This window comes from Pseudomonas sp. VD-NE ins, assembly GCF_031882575.1.
GTDB lineage: Bacteria > Pseudomonadota > Gammaproteobacteria > Pseudomonadales > Pseudomonadaceae > Aquipseudomonas > Aquipseudomonas fluorescens_BZ.
The window spans coordinates 4,212,640-4,232,837 of sequence record NZ_CP134772.1; the positions used below are offsets into that span (position 1 = coordinate 4,212,640).

The following is a 20,198-nucleotide window of genomic DNA, read 5'->3' on the forward strand; positions in this document are numbered from 1 at the left end:
ATCATGTTTTATCGTCACTCACTGTCATTTTGCGCGGGCCTGCTGGGCCTGTTCGTGGTCACTCAGGCCACGGCCGGCATTTCCCTGAGCAGCACCCGCCTGATCTTCGACGGCCAGCACAAGGAAGCCGGCATCACCGTCCGTAACAGCGGTGAAGACGTATTGATCCAGTCCTGGATCGACACCGAAGCCAGCGAAACCGCTTCCGTGCCATTTGCGGTCACACCGCCGCTGGTGCGTGTCAGCGGCGAAGAACAGCAAATACTGCGGGTCATCTACGAAGGCACCGGCATGCCGACCGACCGCGAATCGGTGGTCTGGTTGAACGTGCAGGAAATCCCCCAGACCGCGAAAACCCAGAACACCTTGCAGCTCGCCGTACGTCAGCGCATCAAGGTGTTCTTCCGCCCCGCGGGCCTGAAAAACAACGCCTACCTTGCACCGGGTGAGTTGACCTGGCGCCTGGCCGAGCGCGCCGGCAAAAGCGTGCTGGTGGTGAACAACCCCGGTCTTTATCACGTGTCTATTGCCGATATCACCCTGCAATCCGGCGCACTCAGCGAGCACCCGTTTGATTCGATGATGATCGCCCCCGGCGAACGCAAAGAGTTCGCCCTGAAACAACTTCACTCGACGAACACGCCAATTTTGTTGTTCAGCAGTATTAATGACTATGGCGCTCAAGATCGTTTTACCGCGCAACTTTCCAACAGCGCCGAAACCCGCGCTCGTCCAAAGAACGAATCTCCATAACTCGCGAGTCGCTTTGATCGCGCACTTTCACTGTATTTCTCTTCGCTCCGTTAGTTCGTATCGGAGGTGATATAGGGTTCCTGCATGTTTTTACTCAAACGCGACGGCCTGGCATCGTTGTTGATCGCCTCGGCTATCAGCACGGCGTGCCAGGCTGACGGCGATGAACAGTTCAATACCTCGTTTCTGCAAGGCGCCGCGTCGACCGTTGATGTGCAATCGCTGCTCGCCAGCAACAGCGTCCTGCCCGGCAACTACCGGGTTGACCTCTACAGCAACGACACGCTGGTCGGACGTCGCGATATCGACTTCCGCCGCCACCCCGGCAACGGCAAGATCCAGGCCTGCCTGACCCTGGAAATGGTCCAGCAGTTGGGCGTCGACATCGCCAAGTTGCAGGCTAGCGGCAAACTGGATGCTGACGATCCGCACGCCTGCCTCGACCTGCCCGCATTGATCGAGCATGCCAGCGTGCGTTACGACGTGCCACGCTTGCGCCTGCTGGTCAGCGTGCCGCAAAGCGCCATGGAACGCGGTCGACGTGGCTATGTTGATCCGGCGCTGTGGGACGAAGGCGTGCCGGCCGCATTCATCAACTATCAGGTCAGCAGCAACCGCAACAGCACGCAAACAGCCGACACGATTGCCAATAACGTCGGCCTGCGCAACGGCATCAACCTCGGCGGCTGGCGCCTGCGCAACGAGTCCAACTTCAACAGCAGCACCGGCCAGCCGAGTACGTTCAAGAGCAACCGCAGCTATCTGCAACATGACCTGACCGCGCTGAAGGGCCAGTTCAGCGCCGGGGATATTTTCTCCGACGCCGACCTGTTCGACAGCGTGCGCTATCGCGGCCTGAAACTGGCCTCTGACGACGGCATGCGTGCCGACAGCGAGCGCGGCTATGCGCCAGTGATTCGCGGGATTGCGCAGTCCAGCGCGACTGTGGAAATTCGTCAGAACAACTACATGCTCTACAGCGCCAACGTGCCGCCGGGGCCGTTCGAAATCAGCGATATCTATCCGAGCGGTTCCAACGGTGATCTGGAGGTGACGATTATCGAGGCCGACGGTCAGCGCCGGGTGACGGTGCAGGCGTTTTCCAGCCTGCCGATCATGGTCCGTCAAGGTCAACTGAAGTACAGCTTCTCCGCTGGCCGCTACAACAGCAACAGCGACGATCTACAGTCGCCGCAGTTTGTCAGCAGCACGCTGGCCTATGGCATCAGCAGCAACTTGTCCGGCATCGTCGGCGTGCAGGTGACCGAGGATTTCCAGGCGTTGTCCGTGGGCGCGGGGCGCAATACGCCGATTGGTGCCGTGTCGCTCGACGTCACCCATTCCGCCAGTCGTACCTTTGGCCAAGCGGTCAAGGGCAACAGCTTGCGGGCGCTGTACGCCAAGACCTTTACCGGCACCGACACCAGCTTCACCCTCGCCGCCTATCGCTATTCGACCGAGGGTTATCGCACCCTCACCGACCACGTCGAGGAACTGAGCCACGAGGGCGAAAAACGCACGGGCAACTCGAAAACCCGCACCGACCTGACCGTCAACCAGAGCCTGGGGCGTGATCAGCAATATGGCAGCGTCTACCTGAATGCCAGTGACCAGCGCTATTGGGGCCGCGGCGGATCGCAAAGTCTGTCGGCGGGTTACAGCAACTATTGGGGTGATGTCAGCTACAACCTCGGCGCCACCTACACCAAGGATGTCGGCAACTATGGGCCGGCGAACAACGACACCCTGGTCAACCTGTCACTGTCTTTCCCGCTGGGTTCAAAACCGCGCGCGCCGCGAGCGTTTGTTTCCGCGAGCACCCAGAAAGCCACCGACAGCACCCAGGTCGGGATCAACGGTTACCTGACGGAAGACAGCGATACTTATTACTCGGTGCAAGGCGGCAACAGCAGCACCGGTGGCAGCAGCGGTTCGGTCAATCTCAGCACCCGCACGTCAGTGATGGACATCAGCGCCGGTTACAGTCAGGGGCGCGGCTACAACTCGCAGAATCTCAATCTTGCCGGCTCGATTGTCGGCCATGGCGGCGGGATCAACCTCGGGCAAACCGTCGGCGAGACGTTTGCGCTGGCGCAGGTCGAAGGGGTTTCAGGGGTGAAAATCGGCAGTTTCTCCGGGGCGAAAACCGGTCGAAATGGCTATGCCGTGGTGCCCAATGCGCAACCCTATCGGGTAAACTGGATCAACCTCGACACCCGCGATCTGGGCGGCGATATTGAAATCGATAATGCGACCCGGCAAGTGGTGCCGCGCCGCGGTGCGGTGGTGCTGGCGCGCTATGCGAGCAAGACCGGTCGGCGCGTGCAATTTGCTTTGTTCGATGCGCAGCACCAGCCGATTCCCTTCGGTGCTTCGGTGGAAGATGGCGCCGGCAAGCAACTGGCAATCTCCGACCCGAGCGGCAAGGCACTGGCGCTGGTGGAAAGCGACACCGGGACGCTCACAATCAATTGGCAAGGCCAGCGTTGTGAAGCACCGTATGCGTTACCTGAACGTGACAAGGCGTTGAACTATGAGCGGGCCTCGCTGGTGTGCGGTCCGTCCCAGTAAATCCAAAGATCAAATCAGCAACGAGCCTGCTCGCGAAGAGGTCAGCAACCTCAGCATCATCGATGAACGAGAAGACGCCTTCGCGAGCAGGCTCGCTCCCACAGGGGATTTCGAGCGAACACATATCCATGCATGGCACAGATCGAATGTGGGAGCGAGCCTGCTCGCGAAGGCCGCGCCTCGGTTCAAATAAAACAGGTGCGATCTAGAAATCGCGCTTGTAGAAAATATCCAGCGAACTCGCGACGCCACTGGCCGCCTCGACATAGACCTTCTTGCTCAGCTTGTAGCGCAGCGCAATGGTGCTGGCCGGTTCGAACACGCCAACGCCATAACGCAAACTGAGCTTCTCGGTAATATTGCCGCTGGCCACAACACTGGTGGCATCGCCGCTGCCTGCAGTGTCGAGTTGGAAGTCCTGAATCCCCAGATCCTTGGCCAGACTGCTGGTGACCCCGGAACTGCCCATCAAGCCCAGTCCCAACGCCGCTTGCGCGAGCATGTTGTTGTCTTCGCCGTTGGTGCTCAGCGGACGACCCAATACCAGATAGGACAACGCCTGCTCCTGGCTCATCGCCGGCTCGGAGAAGATCTGTGTGGTCGGCTGCTCGGCGCTGCCGCTCAGGCGAATACCGGCGATCACGTCGTCGGTCTGGCGGATCGCTTCGATGTCCAGATACGGCTGATCGAGAGGGCCGGCGAACAACAGACGCGCACGGCGCACTTGCAGGCGCTGACCGTAGGCACTGTAGCGGCCGTCGTTGAGCCACAGTTCGCCACGGGTGTCCATGTTGTCGCCGATGTGTACATGCCCTTGCACATTGGCGGTCAGACCAAAACCGGCGAAAGCCAGTTTGTCTTCGCCGACCACCACGTCGATGTCCATCTTCATGGCCATCGGTGGTTTGCCCTCTTCGGTCTGCGCGCCGACGATAATCGTGTCATCGGAGACTTTCACCGTTGACGGCGGCAGCTCACGCACGGTGATTTCGCCTTTGGGCACCTGCACTTTGCCAGCGATTTTCAGCTCGTCGCCGGCCATGGAAATCTTCAGGTCCGGCGCGACTTCGAGCTTCGCGTACGGTTCAACGGTGACCGGCAATTGCGTGCCCTTGAGCGCCAGATCGACCATCAGTGCCTGACCCCAGGCGACGTTACCGGTCAGGCTGCCCTGCCCGCTCTTGCCGCTTTTCCAGCCGCCGTCGAGGCGCACGGATTCACCGGCAATCACGGCAGTGAGTTGCAGGTTCTGCAGCTCCATCGGCAACTCGGCGCCGGACACTTCGCCGTCGCTGAGTTGCACGCTGCCGTTGACCAGCGGCGCCAGCAATCCGCCGGAAATCGTGCCGCTGCCGTTGAGGCGGCCGGTGAGTTTCTCGACCATCGGCACAAACGGCCGCGCCACCGACAGATCCAGCCCGGAAAGGCGGAACGAGCCGCTCAACGGTTTGTTTTTCGGCAACGGGTTGAGCTGCGCCTGCACCATCAGTTCGCCGAGTTTGCCGCCGACGAAGTTCAGTTCGGTGTCGACGCGTTTCGGCGTGAGTTTGCTGCTGAGCTTCAGGGTCTGGTACGGGAAGTCCAGCCACTGATCCTTTTCCTTCATGCGCAAGGTGCCGCCGCTGGCGTCAATGCTGACCACGCCGTTCGGGCCACTCGCCGGCAGATCCAGTTGCAGATCGGCGTTGAGCTTACCCTTCCAGGCAAAGTCTTTCGGCAACCATTGCGCGAGGCTTTCGATCGGGAATTGCTTGAGGTGATAGCGCAGTTTCGGCTCCGGCATCAGCCGCTGATCTTCACCGCACAGGCTGGCGTCGCCGGACATCCAGCAATGCGCGCCAAAGTTGATTTTGCCGTCAGCCAGACGTTCCAGCTTGGCCGGGTTTTGCAGTTTCCAGTCCTGGCCACCGGCCTGAATGTCGCCGCTGGACAGGCGACCGCGCCAGTTGCCTTTATCCAGATTGCCGTCCAGACCGAGGGCCAGTTTCAGCTTCGGCCCGATCAGGTCGAGGTCGAGTTTCTGCTTTTTGATGTCGCCTTGAGCGCTGGCGGTCAACACGCCCAGGTTAGTGTCACCGGCCTGAATGCCGCTGCCTTTCAGATCAATCTTTGCCCGCTGCGCACTGTCGAGGGTGGCGTCGAGGTTGAGGCTTTGCAGGCGATTGTCCTGGAAGGCCAATTGCGAACCTTGCAGATCGAGTTTGCCCTGCGGTGCTTGCAGCGTACCGGCCACATTGACCTGGCCGTTAACCTGTCCGCGCAGTTGCGGCCAGAGCTGGGCCAGACGCGACAGCTTGATGTCGATCTGCCCGGTCAGTTTCTGTTGCAGGCTGCCCTTGCCGTTGATGCTGTTGTCGCCGAGGCGGATTTGCAGGGCATTCAGGTTCCACTGCTCGCCAGCGCCGTCAGCCTTGGCCTGAAGAATCGCCGGTTGGCCGCGCAATTTGCCTTTCAAATCGAGGTCGGCGGTCAGGCTCAGACGCTCATTCTTCATTTCGCCCTTGCTCTTCAGCGGCCCGGCCAACGTGCCCGGCAATTCGGCGACCCAGTACGCCGGGTTCAGCGCCGAGAGATCCAGCGCGGTGTCCCAGGCGATGCCATCGGCGAACTGCACATTGACGTGCCCTTCAGCCTTGCCCTGCCCGGCTTGCATTTTCAATTGAGGCAAAGCGATCTGTGTAAGGCTGCCGCTGAACGGACTGCTCAGGGTGAACGCGCCGGCCGGACCATCGAGGGCGGCGGCGAAGTTGCCGAGGTATTGACCATCGGTGTAAGAAACTTCGCCAGTGAAGGTGCGTAAGGCGACCTCTGGCTCGTCGATTTCGTTATAGAGCCGATGCCAAGGAAAGTCCTGCCAGTTGATGTTGGCTTGCGCGGTAAGGCCTTTGCTCCAGTCGACGCTGCCAGTGAGTTTCAGGCTTTGTTTATCGTTGGCCGTCAGGTCGAGGCCGGCGATCTGCGCGCCGCTGGCATCGACTTTGCCTTTGAGCAACAGCGCCACCGGGCCTTTGTCGGCGGGCAGCGTGGCGTTGCCGTTGAGCTGGTAACCGTTTTCCAGGTCGCCTTCGCCGGTCAGCAGCAATTGATTGAGTTGCAGAGTGTCCGGCAGGTCAGCGCTTGGTTTGAACGACTCGGCGGTGATGCGCACTTTGGCCGGCAGGTTTTCCGCCAGCGGTTGCAACTCGCCACTCAACTGGCCGTCGAGGTAGCCATGACTGTCGGCATGCAGGTTGAGGGTTTTCAGCAGATCGCCATCGATCTTCAGCGCCAGTGTCCACGGCCCAGTGCCCGGCGACGGCAATGTCAGGTCACCGGCGATGTTAAGCGGCCAGTTGCCGGTCGGCGTGAGTGTGCCGGAGAGGTTCAGGCTGAGGTCGTCGCGCTGCAATTTCACGCTGTCGATCTGCATGCCCTGGGCAGTCCAGTGCGCCGCCAGTTGCAAGCCTTTAAGCTGTTCGCTGCCGTTGAACAACAGGCTGCCGACCTGTACGTCGCCCAGCTCGATGGCCACCGGCAATTGCAGATCCGGCAGTTTGATCGGGCCGCTTTCGGTGGTTTCTTCGCTCGGCGGGAATTGCAGAATGACCTGATCAGCCTTGAGCTGTTCGATGCACAAAGTCATGCGCGTCAGGCACAGCGGTGACCAGGCGAAGATTGCCTTGTTCAGCTCGACGCGACTGCTGTCCTGCTGCCACAGCAGATGATCGGCGCTCCACTGCCCGCCGAGGCGGCCTTGGAAATTTTCCACCGTCAGCCCCGGCACGAGGCCCAGCACCCAGCGGCTGCCGGCCGCCGTGCCGAGTACGGCGGTGACACTCAATACAATCAACAACACCAGCGCCAACAACGCCAGCGCCGTCATTTTCAAACCACGCTTCACAGCTCAGGCCCCATGGAAAAGTGCAGCCGGATGCCGCCATCGTCGTCGAGTGCGTGGGCCAGGTCGAGGCGGATCGGCCCCACCGGAGAGACCCAGCGCACACCAATACCGACCCCGGTCTTGAGGTTCGGCAGTTCGAGTTTGTTGAAAGAGTTGCCTTGGTCGACGAAGGTCGCGACGCGCCATTTTTCGGCGATCGAGTATTGATACTCGACGCTACCGGCGACCATGTAGCGGCCGCCGATGCGATCACCCTTGGAGTTTTCCGGGGACAGGCTCTGGTAGTCGTAACCGCGCACGCTCTGATCGCCACCGGCGAAGAAACGCAGCGACGGCGGCACGGAGTTGTAGCCATTGGTGGCGCTGCCGCCGACCTGCACGCGACCGAGGAACCGGTGTTTGTCGAACACCGTGGTCAGGCCTTTGACCAGTGCGGTGCCATATAAAAGGTTGTTGTCCGAGCCGAGGCCTTCCTTCGCCACTTTGCTTTCGAAGCTCAGGCGATAGCCGTTGTGCGGGTCGATGCGGTTGTCGCTTTTCAGGTACGAGTAACTGATGCCGGGCATCAGCAAGGTGCTCAAGCCGGAGTCATCGCCGAGTTCATATTCTTCACGCTGCCATTTCAGCGAGATCACCCGCTGCCAGCCGCTCGGCAATTTGCTGTGCCATTCCGGGCCGAAGGTCAGCAGTTTGCTCAAGGTGTCGGAACCGTCGATGTCTTCGAATTGATAACCGCCGGCCCAACGCAATTTATCGGTCAGTGGCGGGTCGAGCGGGATGTCGTAGAACAAACCGACGTTTTGCCGAGGTGCCGACAGTTCCGCTTCCCAGCCATAGCTGTCGCCCTGCGGGTTGACCCAATGGCGCGTCCAGTTGGCTTTGATGCGCGGGCCGACGTCGGTCGAATAGCCGAGGCCCAGGCCCATGGTCCGTGGTTTGCGCGTGTCGAGTTTGACGTCCACCGGGATCACGTCGTTTTTCGCCGTGGTGGGTGCGGCATCGACGCGTACGCCTTCAAAATAACCGCTCGATTGCAGGTCGCGATTGAGCTCGGCGATCAGCTCGGAGTCGTAGGGTTCGCCTTCCTTGAACGGCACCATGCGTTGCAGCAGGTCTTCGTCGAACGGCGTGTCGCCTTCGAATTTGACTTTGCCCAGCGCATAACGCGGGCCGCTTTCGTAAATCAGTTCGATGTCGGCCACCCCGGCGCGCGGGTCGACCATAAGTTTTTGACTGGTGAAATGGCCACTGAAAAAACCGAAGCGCGAGGCCTGATTCTGAATAAGTCTTTTGGCGTCTTCGTAACGGCCATGGTTGAGCACCGCGCCGGACTTGAGCGCGTCGCTTTTCGGGACTCGAAAGGATTTGAGGGAGGCAGCCGGGCCGTCGACACGAAGGGTGACGTTGCGCAGGTGAATTGGCTCGCCGGGATCGATGTTCAACACCAGGCGCGGCTTGTCGCCGCCCTTGACGTCGCTTTCGATCTGCGGCTGGTAGTAGCCCAACGCCTGGGCCGCTTTGCGCGCCTGCTCTTCGGCACCGCGACTGAAGCGTTGCAGGGCTTCTTCGTCACGGTCGCCGAGGCTGCCGATATAGCCTTCTATATTGGCTTTAAGTTCGTCGTTGGACGGTTTGATCCGCACGTCCAATTCACTTTGCGCCAGCGCCGCGCAGCTGGTTAACAGCATGAGCACGCCACTGGTAAATCTTCCTGGAAACTTCATAGGCGCGGATGCTATCACGGGCTTGGGAGCGTGATAGAACAGGAAATTTCCCAAGAAGTTCGATTGTCATGCTGTTGCAGTTTGTAACACCTGCGGATTGGCGTGGAAAAACACGTGTTCCCGCACCGGCCCGACGGCAACCTCGCCGATCTCCTCGTAACCCTGCCTTTTATAGAATTCCAGGTAACGCGGGTTGCCGGTGTCGAGCACCACGCCCTGCGAGGTTTCATCCACCGCGCACCAGTTGTGTACGGCTGTCAGCAATTGTTCGCCGAAGTGTTTGCCCTGGAATTGTGGATGAATGCCCAACAAGGGCAGCATGTGCACGGAATCGCTGGGCACACACGCGGCGACCGCATCGTGGTATTCCAGATAGCGGCGGGTGCAGCGGAAACCGGTGCTAAGCACCATGCGCAGGCGCCAGGCCCAACTTTCAGTGATGCCCAAACGGCGTTGTGGCGGCGCGATCAGGGCGATGCCGATCAGGCGATCGTTGACCAGCAGGCCGATGGCGGGCAGGTCCTGCAGAAAGTGTTGTTTGACCAGTTCCCGCACCGTCGCCCGCACGCGCTGTTCGTAACCGGGGCGCTCGGCTTCGAACAGGTAGCCGAAGGTCGGCTCGTGGCGATACGCCTGATAGAGCAGCGATCGGGCTTCGCGGGAATAACCGCGGTCGAGCATATGAATGTCGGCGATGGCGGTCTGGGTTTCAGGCATGACGGTGATTCTCCCCGGGGCGCGTGCAAATGGCGGCGCTCTTGTTGGTACGAACCTTTTGGCGGTGGGACAGTTCCCCACAGGTATAGACCAACTCGGGATCTTCATCGACTGGGCGGGCCTCATCGCTGGCAAGCCAGCTCCCACAGTGTCTGTGTTGTACACAACATTCATATGCACCACAGAAACCTGTGGGAGCTGGCTTGCCAGCGATGGGGCCGGGGCGGACAACATAAATCCCACAGGCCAAAATGATTTCTCCCACACTGGCCCATCTCCCCCATGTCAGCTAGCATCGCCCTTTTGCCAGGACTGCCGACCATGAAGATCGTTTCCTTCAACATCAACGGACTGCGTGCGCGTCCGCATCAGCTGGCAGCGCTGATCGAAAAACACCAGCCGGACGTCATCGGCCTGCAGGAAACCAAGGTCCACGACGACCAGTTCCCGCTCGAAGAAGTCCGCGCCCTCGGCTACCACGTGTATTTCCACGGCCAGAAAGGCCATTACGGCGTGGCGATGCTGTCGCGTCAGGAACCGATTGCCATCCACAAAGGTTTCGCCACTGACGAAGAAGACGCTCAGCGCCGCTTTATCTGGGGCACCTTCGCCGACGCCAATGGCGTGCCGGTGACGATCATGAACGGCTACTTCCCCCAAGGCGAAAGCCGCGACCACCCGACCAAGTTCCCCGCCAAGCAGCGCTTTTACAGCGATCTGCAAACGCTGCTGGAAAGCCAGTTCCACAACGAACAGCCGCTGGTGGTGATGGGCGATGTGAACATTTCCCCGGAAGACTGCGACATCGGCATCGGCCCGGACAACATGAAACGCTGGCTGAAAACCGGCAAATGCAGCTTCCTGCCGGAAGAGCGCGAGTGGATGGCACGCCTGAAGAACTGGGGCCTGACCGACAGCTACCGCTACTTGAACCCGGATGTGACGGACATGTTCAGTTGGTTCGATTACCGCAGCCGGGGCTTTGAGGATGAGCCGAAGCGTGGGCTGCGTATTGACGTGATTCTGGCGTCCCATGGTTTGTTGCCGCGGGTGAAGGCAGCCGGTGTCGACTATGAACTGCGCGGGATGGAAAAGCCTTCCGATCATGCGCCGATCTGGCTTGAACTGGCCTGATCTTCGAATCTCTTGAAATCCCCTGTGGGAGCGAGCTTGCTCGCGAAAGCGGAGTGTCAGTAACCAGAGATGTTTCTGATACAGCGCATTCGCGAGCAAGCTCGCTCCCACACTCGATCTCTGTCATCTTTTGGTCATGCGCCTGACTTAATCTCCCCGGCAATCCCCTTGGCTTGATTCGGTGCCGGCATGACCCTGCGTGTTTTGTGCGTGTTTCTCTTGAGTGCGTGGCTGTCGGTTTCTGCCGCCGCCCTGCCCCTTCCTGAAAACGGCCCGGCGCTGCGCATTCAAGGTTCCAACACCATCGGTGCCGAACTCGGCCCGGCACTCGTTGAGGGTCTGCTGCAAGAGCAAGGCCTGCTGAAAATCCACCGCGAAACCCCGGACACCGCCAACGAACTGCGCATCGTCGGCCAGACTGCCCAAGGCAAACGTGTGGTCATCGAGGTCGCCGCCCACGGTTCCAGCACCGGTTTCACCGCGTTGAAAAATGCCAGCGCCGACCTTGCCGCGTCCTCCCGCGAGATCAAGGACAGTGAACTGCAGACGCTGCAATCACTGGGCGATCTGAAAAGTCCCGCCGCCGAGCAAGTCATTGCCATCGATGGTCTGGCGATCATCCTTCATCCTGATAATCCGCTGCAGCAACTGGACACCGAGCAACTGGCGCGGATCTTTGCCGGCGAGGTGAAAACCTGGGAAGACCTCGGCGGTCGTGGCGGTGCGATTCATTTATATGCGCGCGATGATCAGTCCGGCACGTACGACACGTTCAAGGAATTGGTGCTTAGTCGTCGTGGGAAAAGTCTGAGTAGCGCAGCGAAAAGGTTTGAGTCCAGCGAGCAATTGTCCGACGCCGTCAGCGCGGATCCTCAGGGCATCGGCTTCATCGGTTTGCCTTACGTGCGCCAGGCCAAAGCGGTGGCCATTACCGATGGTGCGTCGCAATCGATGCTGCCGCTGAACAGCTTGATCGCGACCGAGGACTATCCACTGTCGCGGCGATTGTTCTTCTATCTGCCACCCGACAGCAACAATCCGTGGGCGAAAGCCTTGGTGGCGTTTGCACAAAGTCGTCAGGGTCAGGCGATCGTGGCGGCCAATGGTTTTATCAGCCAAACCGTGCACGCCATGACTGTGGCGCCGAATGCGCTGATGCCCGAGGGTTATCAAGCGCTCAGCCGTCACGCCCAGCGTCTGACGGTGAATTTCCGTTTCGAGGAAGGCAGCGCGAATCTCGATAACAAGGCGCGTCAGGATCTGGCGCGGGTGTTCGACTATATAAAGCGCCATGACAAGACCGAGCGCGCGGTGACATTGGTCGGGTTTGGTGATGCCAAGGATGACCCGGCACGCGCGGATTTACTGTCGAAGCTGCGAGCGATGGCGGTGCGACGGGAATTGGTGAAGAACGGCGTGGTGTTGCGTGAGGTTCGTGGCTTTGGCGCGCTGATGCCGGTGGCGGCGAACAATGTCGATGAGGGGCGGATCAAGAATCGGCGGGTTGAGGTTTGGGTGTATTGAGCCTGATGTTGATGTGTTGAACCTGCTTACGTCATCGCTGGCAAGCCAGCTCCCACAGGTTTTTTGAGCCTACATGAATTTTGTGTACGACTCGGACACTGTGGGAGCTGGCTTGCCAGCGATGAACGATAACGCGGTGCCGGATCAGCGCTCGCTACGCAACATTTCCTTCGGCACATATTTGCCGATCTCGAACTTGCCGATCGCCGCGCGGTGCACTTCGTCCGGGCCGTCGGCCAGGCGCAGGGTGCGTTGCATGGCGTACATGTAGGCCAGCGGGAAGTCGTTCGACACCCCTGCCCCGCCATGCATCTGGATGGCCCGATCGATCACGCGCAGGGCCACGTTCGGCGCAACGACTTTGATCTGCGCGATCTCGCTTTTCGCCACTTTGTTACCGACGGTGTCCATCATGTACGCCGCTTTCAGCGTCAGCAGACGTGCCATGTCGATTTCCATCCGCGAGTCGGCGATCTTGTCGACGTTACCGCCCAGACGCGCCAGCGGCTTACCGAATGCAGTGCGGCTCACCGCACGTTTGCACATCAATTCCAGCGCACGCTCAGCCATGCCAATCGAGCGCATGCAGTGGTGAATCCGGCCCGGGCCAAGACGACCTTGCGCAATTTCGAAGCCGCGTCCTTCACCCAACAGGACGTTCTCGTACGGCACGCGCACGTTGTCGAACAGCACTTCGGCGTGGCCGTGTGGCGCGTCGTCGTAACCGAATACCGGCAACGGACGGACGATCTTCACGCCGGGAGTGTCAACCGGCACAAGGATCATCGAGTGCTGGGCGTGGCGTGGCGCATCGGGGTTACTCAGGCCCATGAAGATGAGGATTTTGCAGCGCGGATCGCAGGCGCCGGAGGTCCACCATTTTTTGCCGTTGATCACCCACTCGTCGCCATCACGCACAGCGCGGGCGGCCATGTTGGTCGCGTCAGACGAAGCAACGTCGGGTTCGGTCATGGCGAACGCCGAGCGGATTTCACCGCGCAGCAGCGGTTCGAGCCAGCGCTGTTTCTGCTCTTCGTTGGCGTAGCGCACCAGCACTTCCATATTGCCGGTGTCCGGTGCCGAGCAGTTGAACGGCTCGGGACCGAGCAGCGAGCGGCCCATGATCTCCGCCAATGGCGCGTATTCGAGGTTGCTCAGGCCGGCGCCGAGTTCCGATTCAGGCAGAAACAGATTCCACAAGCCTTCGGCCTTGGCCTTGGCTTTGAGCTCTTCCATGATCGCCGTCGGCTGCCAACGATCACCTTCGGCAACCTGGCGTTCGAACACGGCTTCGGCCGGGTAAACGTAAGTGTCCATGAACGCGGTCACGCGCTCACGCAGTTCTTGCACCTTGGGCGAATAAGCGAAATCCATGATCAATTACCTTCTTGGGCAGAGGTTGTTCAAGTCATGCAATCGATGCTAGAACAGCGCTGATAATTTACCTAGCCTATTCTCGGCGTGTATAAACATTCATCACCGATATATGATCGGCTGATTGCCAGCCCCCAAAACACCGCCCTAAATAACAAGAGAAGCCGCGTTATGAATCTGAGTAAGGTCGACCTCAACCTTTTCATCGTCTTCGACGCGATCTATACCGAAGCCAACCTGACCCGCGCCGGGCAGATTGTCGGCATCACCCAGCCGGCGGTGTCCAACGCCTTGGCGCGGTTGCGCGAGACCTTCAACGATCCGCTGTTCGTGCGCACCGCGCAGGGCATGGTGCCGACGCCGATGGCGCAGAACATCATCGGCCCGGTGCGCAACGCGCTGTCACTGCTGCGCGTGTCGGTTCAGGAAAGCCGCATTTTCAACCCGGCGCAAGCGGTCAAGACCTACCGCATCAGCATGACCGACCTCACCGAGGCGGTGATTCTGCCGCCGCTGTTTCAGCGCCTGCGCCGTCTGGCGCCGACGGTGATCATCGAAAGTTTTCTGTCCAAACGCCGCGAGACCACCAAGGAACTGGCCGCCGGGCGTCTGGATTTTGCCGTGGATGCGCCGCTCAACACCGACCCGCAGGTGCGTCACGTCAAGCTGATGGAGGACCGTTACGTCTGCGCGATGCGCAAGGGGCATCCGATGGCGGGCAAGGAAAAACTCTCCCTGGATGATTATCTGTCGCTGACGCATATCCACATTTCCAGCCGTCGCAGTGGCCTGGGCTATGTCGATCTGGCCTTGGGCAAAATGGGCATTCAGCGCAAGATCGCCCTGCGTTCGCAGCACTATTTGATGGCGTCGCAGGTGATGCAGCAGACCGACATGGTCATGACCGTGCCGGAGCGCTTCGCCCGTCGGCATGAGTTGCAGGCGTTTAACCTGCCGGTGAATGATGTGCCGCCGGTGGAGACGCATCTGTATTGGCATGAAAGCACCGATCAGGACCCGGCGAATCGCTGGATGCGTGAGCAGATGATCGAGCTGTGCCAGCAGGTGACGGCGCAGGAGAAGAAGCTCGATAAGCAGGTGGTGTAAGGAAAGATCAAAAGATCGCAGCCTGCGGCAGCTCCTACAGAGATCGGTGTAGGAGCTGCCGCAGGCTGCGATCTTTTTCTTGCTTGACGTAAACGTCAACCTGCCATTAGCTTAGCGCCAAGACCTTTTTCCGAGCGCTTCCATGAGCAGCCAGACTTACAGCATCTCCGACCTCGCCCGCGAGCTGGACATCACGACCCGGGCAATCCGCTTTTATGAAGAGCAAGGCCTGCTCAGTCCTGAGCGCCGTGGCCAGGAACGCATCTATTCGCCCCGCGACAAGGTCAGCCTGAAGCTGATCCTGCGCGGCAAACGCATTGGTTTCTCCCTGGCCGAATGCCGCGAACTGATCGAGCTTTACGACCCGTCCAGCGGTAACACCAAACAGCTCAACAGCATGCTGGCGAAAATTGCCGAGCGCCGCGAGCAGCTGGAACAGCAGTTGCTGGATATCGAACAGATGAAGCTGGAACTCGATACTGCCGAGGAGCGCTGCGTGCAGGCGTTGGAGCAGACGCTCAAGAGCCAGCAGGCGATCTAACGGATCAAAGACCATTCCCTGTGGGAGCGAGCTTGCTCGCGAATACGGTCTGACATTCAAATGTTTGTCGACTGATGCACCGCTTTCGCGAGCAAGCTCGCTCCCACAGTGATCTCCACGAATTCAAAAGAGCAGGTCAACCGCCATGTCCCTCCCCTCCCAAGTACGCCTGATCGAAGTCGGCCCGCGCGATGGCCTGCAGAACGAAGCCCAACCGATCAGCGTCGCCGACAAGGTGCAACTGGTCGACGCTTTGAGCGCCGCCGGCCTTGGCTATATAGAAGTCGGCAGTTTCGTCTCACCAAAATGGGTGCCGCAGATGGCCGGTTCCGCCGAGGTGTTCGCGCAGATTCAGCGCAAGCCCGGCGTGACTTACGGCGCGCTGGCTCCGAATCTGCGCGGCTTTGAAGATGCGATTGCCGCCGGGGTCAAGGAAGTCGCGGTGTTCGCCGCCGCCTCCGAAGCCTTCTCGCAGCGCAACATCAACTGCTCCATCAGCGAAAGCCTCGCGCGGTTTGCGCCGATCATGGAAGCGGCGCAACAGCACGGCGTTACCGTGCGCGGTTACGTTTCCTGTGTGTTGGGTTGCCCCTATGAAGGCACGGTCGCGCCGGAACAAGTGGCGATGGTCGCGCGCGAGTTGTATGCGATGGGCTGCTACGAGGTTTCGCTGGGCGACACCATTGGCACCGGCACCGCTGGCGCGACTCGCCGCTTGTTCGAAGTGGTGTCGGCGCAGGTTCCGCGCGACAAGCTCGCCGGGCATTTCCACGACACCTACGGTCAGGCCATGGCCAACATCTACGCCAGCCTGCTCGAAGGCATTTCAGTGTTCGACAGCTCTATCGCGGGCCTCGGCGGCTGCCCGTACGCCAAAGGCGCGAGCGGTAACGTTGCTACCGAAGATGTGGTGTACCTGCTCAATGGCTTGGGTATCAAGACCGGAATCGACCTGGACGCCTTGATCGCCGCGGGTCAGCAGATCAGCGCGGTGCTCGGTCGCCCGAGCGGTTCGCGCGTGGCCAAGGCTCGTAACGCGCAGTGAGGGGGAAAGGTGTTACCGCTGTGTCCGGAATGTGGGTTCAAGCGAGTAACACGGAAACAAATTGTCTGGTTTCGCCGGAATGAAAAATCGCTGAAACTTTCAAGCTGTTGATTTATAAAGAATTTTTAAAGTTGGCACGGCTTCTGCTATCTCTATGGCATAACAAGAATAAAAAGCAGCAAACCAATAAAAATAAGACGTACCGACTCTGACATAACAAAAACAACACGGCAGAGACGCAGCTAACAGATTTTTTTGGAGAAGGTGTGCTTTTCAGGGTGCTCTCAGGAGTGACCCGCAACCGGGCAGAGAACAATAAAACTACCTTCAGGTAGCTCCCGAATCGGTTGGATCGCTTAGCGAGAAAGTAGATCAGCGCTCAAAAAAATACGTTTGCTCTTGACCCCGGATGGGGGTCGCCAAAAACAGCGGTAAAGGGCCACGGTTGCCAAAAACAACAACAGACCGACCCTCAATAATAAAAAAGAGCACGCGACGACAAAATTAAAGGGGAGCTTCGGCTCCCCTTTGTGCTTTCTGTGATTTCTTAAAAACCATACAGAACACTGTGGGAGCTGGCTTGCCAGCGATTGCGGTAGATCAATCATCATAGATGCTGGCTGACCTGACGCCATCGCTGGCAAGCCAGCTCCCACAGGGATGGAGGTTACCGTTCGATTGTTTTCAGTTCTTTGATACTGATCTCTCGCATGCGGAATTTCTGAATCTTGCCCGTCACCGTCATCGGAAACTCTTCAACAAACTTGAAGTGCCGTGGCGTCTTGAAATGCGCGATGCGCTCCTTGCACCAGGTTTGCAGCTCCAGCTCGGAGGCGTTATGGCCGGGGTGGAATTTTATCCAGGCAACAATCTCCTCGCCGTAACGCGAGCACGGAATGCCGATCACCTGCACATCCGCCACCGCCGGATGGGTGAAGAAAAACTCCTCCAGCTCACGCGGATAAATGTTCTCGCCGCCACGGATGATCATGTCCTTGTTGCGCCCGGCAATGTTGACGTAACCCTCCTCGTTCATGCTCGCCAGGTCGCCGGTGTGCATCCAGCCCGCTTCATCGATGGCTTCAGCGGTGGCCTGCGGATTGTTCCAGTAGCCGAGCATCACACTGTAACCACGGGTGCACAGTTCGCCGATGGTGCCGCGCGGCACGAGGTTGCCGGCCTCGTCGACGATCTTGCTTTCCAGTTGTGGCTGGGTGCGACCGACAGTGGTCACGCGCAGTTCCAGTTCGTCGTTCGGACCGGTTTGCAGCGACACCGGGCTGGTTTCGGTCATGCCATAGGCGATCTGCACTTCGCTCATGTGCATCTCGCTGATGACCCGGCGCATCACTTCGATCGGGCACGTTGCGCCGGCCATGATCCCGGTGCGCAGGCTCGACAGATCGAATTCGCCGCGCTGTGGCTGGTCGAGCATGGCGATGAACATGGTCGGGACGCCGTACAGGCCGGTAGCCTTTTCTTCGGCGACGGTTTGCAGGGTCAGCAATGGATCGAACGCGTCGTTGGGGTAAATCATCGTGCTGCCGTGGGTGATGCAGCCGAGGTTGCCCATGACCATGCCGAAGCAGTGGTACAGCGGCACCGGAATCACCAGGCGATCGCGCGAGGTCAGGCCGATACTTTCGCCGACCATGTAACCGTTGTTGAGGATGTTGTAGTGGCTGAGGGTCGCGCCCTTGGGGAAACCGGTGGTGCCTGAGGTGTACTGGATGTTCACCGGTTGATCGAAGTGCAGGCTGTCGCTGCGTTCATTCAGTTGTTCTTTGGAGACACTGCTTGCCATGTCGGACAATTGCGACCACGGCAGGAAACCTGACGGTGGCTGCGCATCGAGGCTGATCACCCCGCGCAAGTCCGGCAGGCGCTCGTTGCGCAATTGGCCGATGGATTGTTCGGCCAGTTCCGGCACCAGTCCCTGCAACATGGTGTGGTAGTTGGAGGACTTGAACGCCCCGGCGCAGACCAGCCACTGGCAGCCCGATTGTTTGAGCACGTATTCCAGTTCGGAGCTGCGGTAGGCGGGGTTGATGTTGACCAGGATCACGCCGATTTTCGCCGTAGCGAATTGGCTGATGCACCACTGCGCGCAGTTCGGCGCCCATATCCCGAGGCGGTCGCCGGCCTGAAAACCCAAAGCCAGCAGCGCTCTGGCGTGCAGATCCACTGCGTCGGCCAGTTGTCGCCAGGAATAGCGCAACTGCTGATGGCGCACCACCAGCGCCTCACCGTCCGGATACTGCGCGACCGTCTGATCGAACTTCTGCCCGATGGTCATCGCCAGCAAGGCTTTGTCCTGTGAGCCACGGGTGTAGCTGCGCTGCGGGTTTGCACTGGGTTGATCCATGACGACCCCTATTGTCTTTATTAGTGGGTTTTGCCGGATTTAACCCCTGTGGGCTCGCGAAGAGGCCAGCGGATTCAACATCCATGTTGACTGATCTGACGCTTTCGCGAGCAAGCTCGCTCCCACAAGGTCTATTCCGTTTCAATCTTGAACTGCCACTACTCTCGCTCAAGTTGACGTTAACGTAAAGGGTGATTGACAGCCATTCATCACCGGCTTACGTTAACGTAAAGGTGAGAGCCGAGTGACCGCCCTCCCCACCCTACAAAAAAGCCAAAAGGTGACCCATGAGCTATCCATCCCTGAACTTCGCCCTCGGTGAAACCATCGACATGTTGCGCGATCAGGTGCAGTCCTTTGTCGCCAAGGAGATCGCCCCGCGCGCGGCGCAGATCGACAGCGACAACCTGTTCCCTGCTGACATGTGGGGCAAATTCGGTGACATGGGCCTGCTCGGCATCACCGTGCCGGAAGAGTACGGCGGCGCGGGTCTGGGTTACCTCGCGCACGTGGTGGCAATGGAAGAAATCAGTCGCGGCTCGGCCTCGGTGGCGCTTTCTTACGGCGCGCACTCCAACCTCTGCGTCAACCAGATCAACCGCAATGGCAACCACGAACAGAAAACCAAGTACCTGCCGAAGTTGATCAGCGGCGAGCACGTCGGCGCCCTCGCCATGAGCGAGCCAAACGCCGGCTCCGACGTGGTTTCAATGAAACTGCGCGCCGACAAACGCGGCGACCGTTTCGTCCTCAACGGTAGCAAAACCTGGATCACCAACGGCCCCGACGCCAACACCTATGTGATCTACGCCAAAACTGATCTGGAAAAAGGCCCGCACGGCATTACCGCATTCATTGTCGAGCGTGACTGGAAAGGCTTCAGCCGCAGCAACAAGTTCGACAAGCTCGGCATGCGCGGTTCCAACACCTGCGAACTGTTTTTCGATGACGTCGAAGTGCCGGAAGAAAACATCCTCGGCGTGCTCAATGGCGGCGTCAAAGTGTTGATGAGCGGCCTCGATTACGAGCGCGTCGTACTGTCCGGCGGCCCGACCGGGATCATGCAGTCGTGCATGGACCTGATCGTGCCGTACATCCACGACCGCAAACAGTTCGGCCAGAGCATCGGTGAATTCCAGCTGATCCAGGGCAAAGTCGCCGACATGTACACCCAACTCAACGCCAGCCGCGCCTACCTCTATGCAGTCGCCCAAGCTTGCGAACGCGGCGAAACCACGCGCAAGGATGCCGCCGGGGTGATCCTCTACACCGCCGAGCGAGCCACACAAATGGCCCTCGACGCGATCCAGATTCTCGGCGGCAACGGTTACATCAACGAATTCCCGGCTGGGCGCTTGCTGCGCGATGCCAAGCTGTACGAAATCGGCGCCGGCACCAGTGAGATCCGTCGCATGCTGATCGGTCGCGAACTGTTCAACGAAACGAAATGAATTTCGTCAGCT

At 59.5% G+C, this 20,198-nt stretch carries 13 protein-coding genes; 8 read left to right on the forward strand and 5 right to left on the reverse strand.

Annotated features, from left to right (window positions below; translation table 11 throughout):
• Positions 1-3 precede the first annotated feature (3 nt).
• Together RMV17_RS18705 and RMV17_RS18710 are read left to right on the forward strand one after the other, a co-directional pair.
• Positions 4-753: a molecular chaperone gene (locus RMV17_RS18705; protein ID WP_311881639.1), complete on the forward strand. Its 750-nt coding sequence runs from the start codon at positions 4-6 to the stop codon at positions 751-753.
• An 84-nt stretch (positions 754-837) separates the two neighbouring features.
• On the forward strand, positions 838-3,324 hold the full coding sequence (locus RMV17_RS18710) for a fimbria/pilus outer membrane usher protein (RefSeq protein ID WP_311881640.1): 2,487 nt from the start codon (positions 838-840) through the stop codon (positions 3,322-3,324).
• A gap of 205 nt (positions 3,325-3,529) precedes the next feature.
• On the opposite strand, the gene RMV17_RS18715 is transcribed toward RMV17_RS18710, so the two are convergent.
• The 3 genes from RMV17_RS18715 to RMV17_RS18725 all read right to left on the reverse strand — a co-directional run bounded on the left by RMV17_RS18715 (position 3,530) and on the right by RMV17_RS18725 (position 9,645).
• Positions 3,530-7,204, reverse strand: a complete 3,675-nt coding sequence (locus RMV17_RS18715) for a translocation/assembly module TamB domain-containing protein (protein ID WP_311881641.1) — start codon at positions 7,202-7,204, stop codon at positions 3,530-3,532.
• Positions 7,201-8,928 carry an autotransporter assembly complex family protein gene (locus RMV17_RS18720; protein WP_108225631.1) on the reverse strand — a complete coding sequence of 576 codons (1,728 nt, stop codon included), beginning with the start codon at positions 8,926-8,928 and terminating at the stop codon, positions 7,201-7,203. Before RMV17_RS18720 ends, RMV17_RS18715 begins: the two co-directional genes overlap by 4 nt.
• Before the next feature lie 66 nt (positions 8,929-8,994).
• Positions 8,995-9,645, reverse strand: a complete 651-nt coding sequence (locus RMV17_RS18725) for a GNAT family N-acetyltransferase (RefSeq protein ID WP_007912451.1) — start codon at positions 9,643-9,645, stop codon at positions 8,995-8,997.
• A gap of 321 nt (positions 9,646-9,966) precedes the next feature.
• On the opposite strand from RMV17_RS18725, the gene xthA reads away from it, so the two are divergent.
• Both xthA and RMV17_RS18735 read left to right on the forward strand, forming a co-directional pair.
• A complete protein-coding gene (xthA, locus tag RMV17_RS18730; RefSeq protein WP_034154722.1) occupies positions 9,967-10,779 on the forward strand; it encodes an exodeoxyribonuclease III in 813 nt (270 codons plus the stop codon).
• 189 nt (positions 10,780-10,968) lie between these two features.
• A complete protein-coding gene (locus RMV17_RS18735) occupies positions 10,969-12,303 on the forward strand; it encodes a phosphate ABC transporter substrate-binding/OmpA family protein (protein WP_311881642.1) in 1,335 nt (444 codons plus the stop codon).
• Between the two features lie 144 nt (positions 12,304-12,447).
• On the opposite strand, the gene RMV17_RS18740 is transcribed toward RMV17_RS18735, so the two are convergent.
• Positions 12,448-13,677: an acyl-CoA dehydrogenase gene (locus tag RMV17_RS18740; RefSeq protein WP_007917231.1), complete on the reverse strand. Its 1,230-nt coding sequence runs from the start codon at positions 13,675-13,677 to the stop codon at positions 12,448-12,450.
• A gap of 171 nt (positions 13,678-13,848) precedes the next feature.
• On the opposite strand from RMV17_RS18740, the gene RMV17_RS18745 reads away from it, so the two are divergent.
• From RMV17_RS18745 to RMV17_RS18755, 3 genes are all read left to right on the forward strand, one after another.
• Complete coding sequence (locus RMV17_RS18745) at positions 13,849-14,784, forward strand: LysR family transcriptional regulator (RefSeq protein WP_007917233.1); 936 nt, start codon at positions 13,849-13,851, stop codon at positions 14,782-14,784.
• Positions 14,785-14,926: 142 nt separating this feature from the next.
• Entirely contained in the window at positions 14,927-15,325 is a 399-nt protein-coding gene (locus tag RMV17_RS18750) for a MerR family transcriptional regulator (protein WP_034154720.1), read from the forward strand.
• Between the two features lie 145 nt (positions 15,326-15,470).
• Entirely contained in the window at positions 15,471-16,370 is a 900-nt protein-coding gene (locus RMV17_RS18755; RefSeq protein ID WP_108225628.1) for a hydroxymethylglutaryl-CoA lyase, read from the forward strand.
• 667 nt (positions 16,371-17,037) lie between these two features.
• Here RMV17_RS18755 and RMV17_RS18760 read toward each other — a convergent pair.
• Complete coding sequence (locus RMV17_RS18760; protein ID WP_311881643.1) at positions 17,038-18,735, reverse strand: AMP-binding protein; 1,698 nt, start codon at positions 18,733-18,735, stop codon at positions 17,038-17,040.
• 287 nt (positions 18,736-19,022) lie between these two features.
• On the opposite strand from RMV17_RS18760, the gene RMV17_RS18765 reads away from it, so the two are divergent.
• A complete protein-coding gene (locus RMV17_RS18765; protein ID WP_034154717.1) occupies positions 19,023-20,186 on the forward strand; it encodes an isovaleryl-CoA dehydrogenase in 1,164 nt (387 codons plus the stop codon).
• Positions 20,187-20,198: the final 12 nt, after the last annotated feature.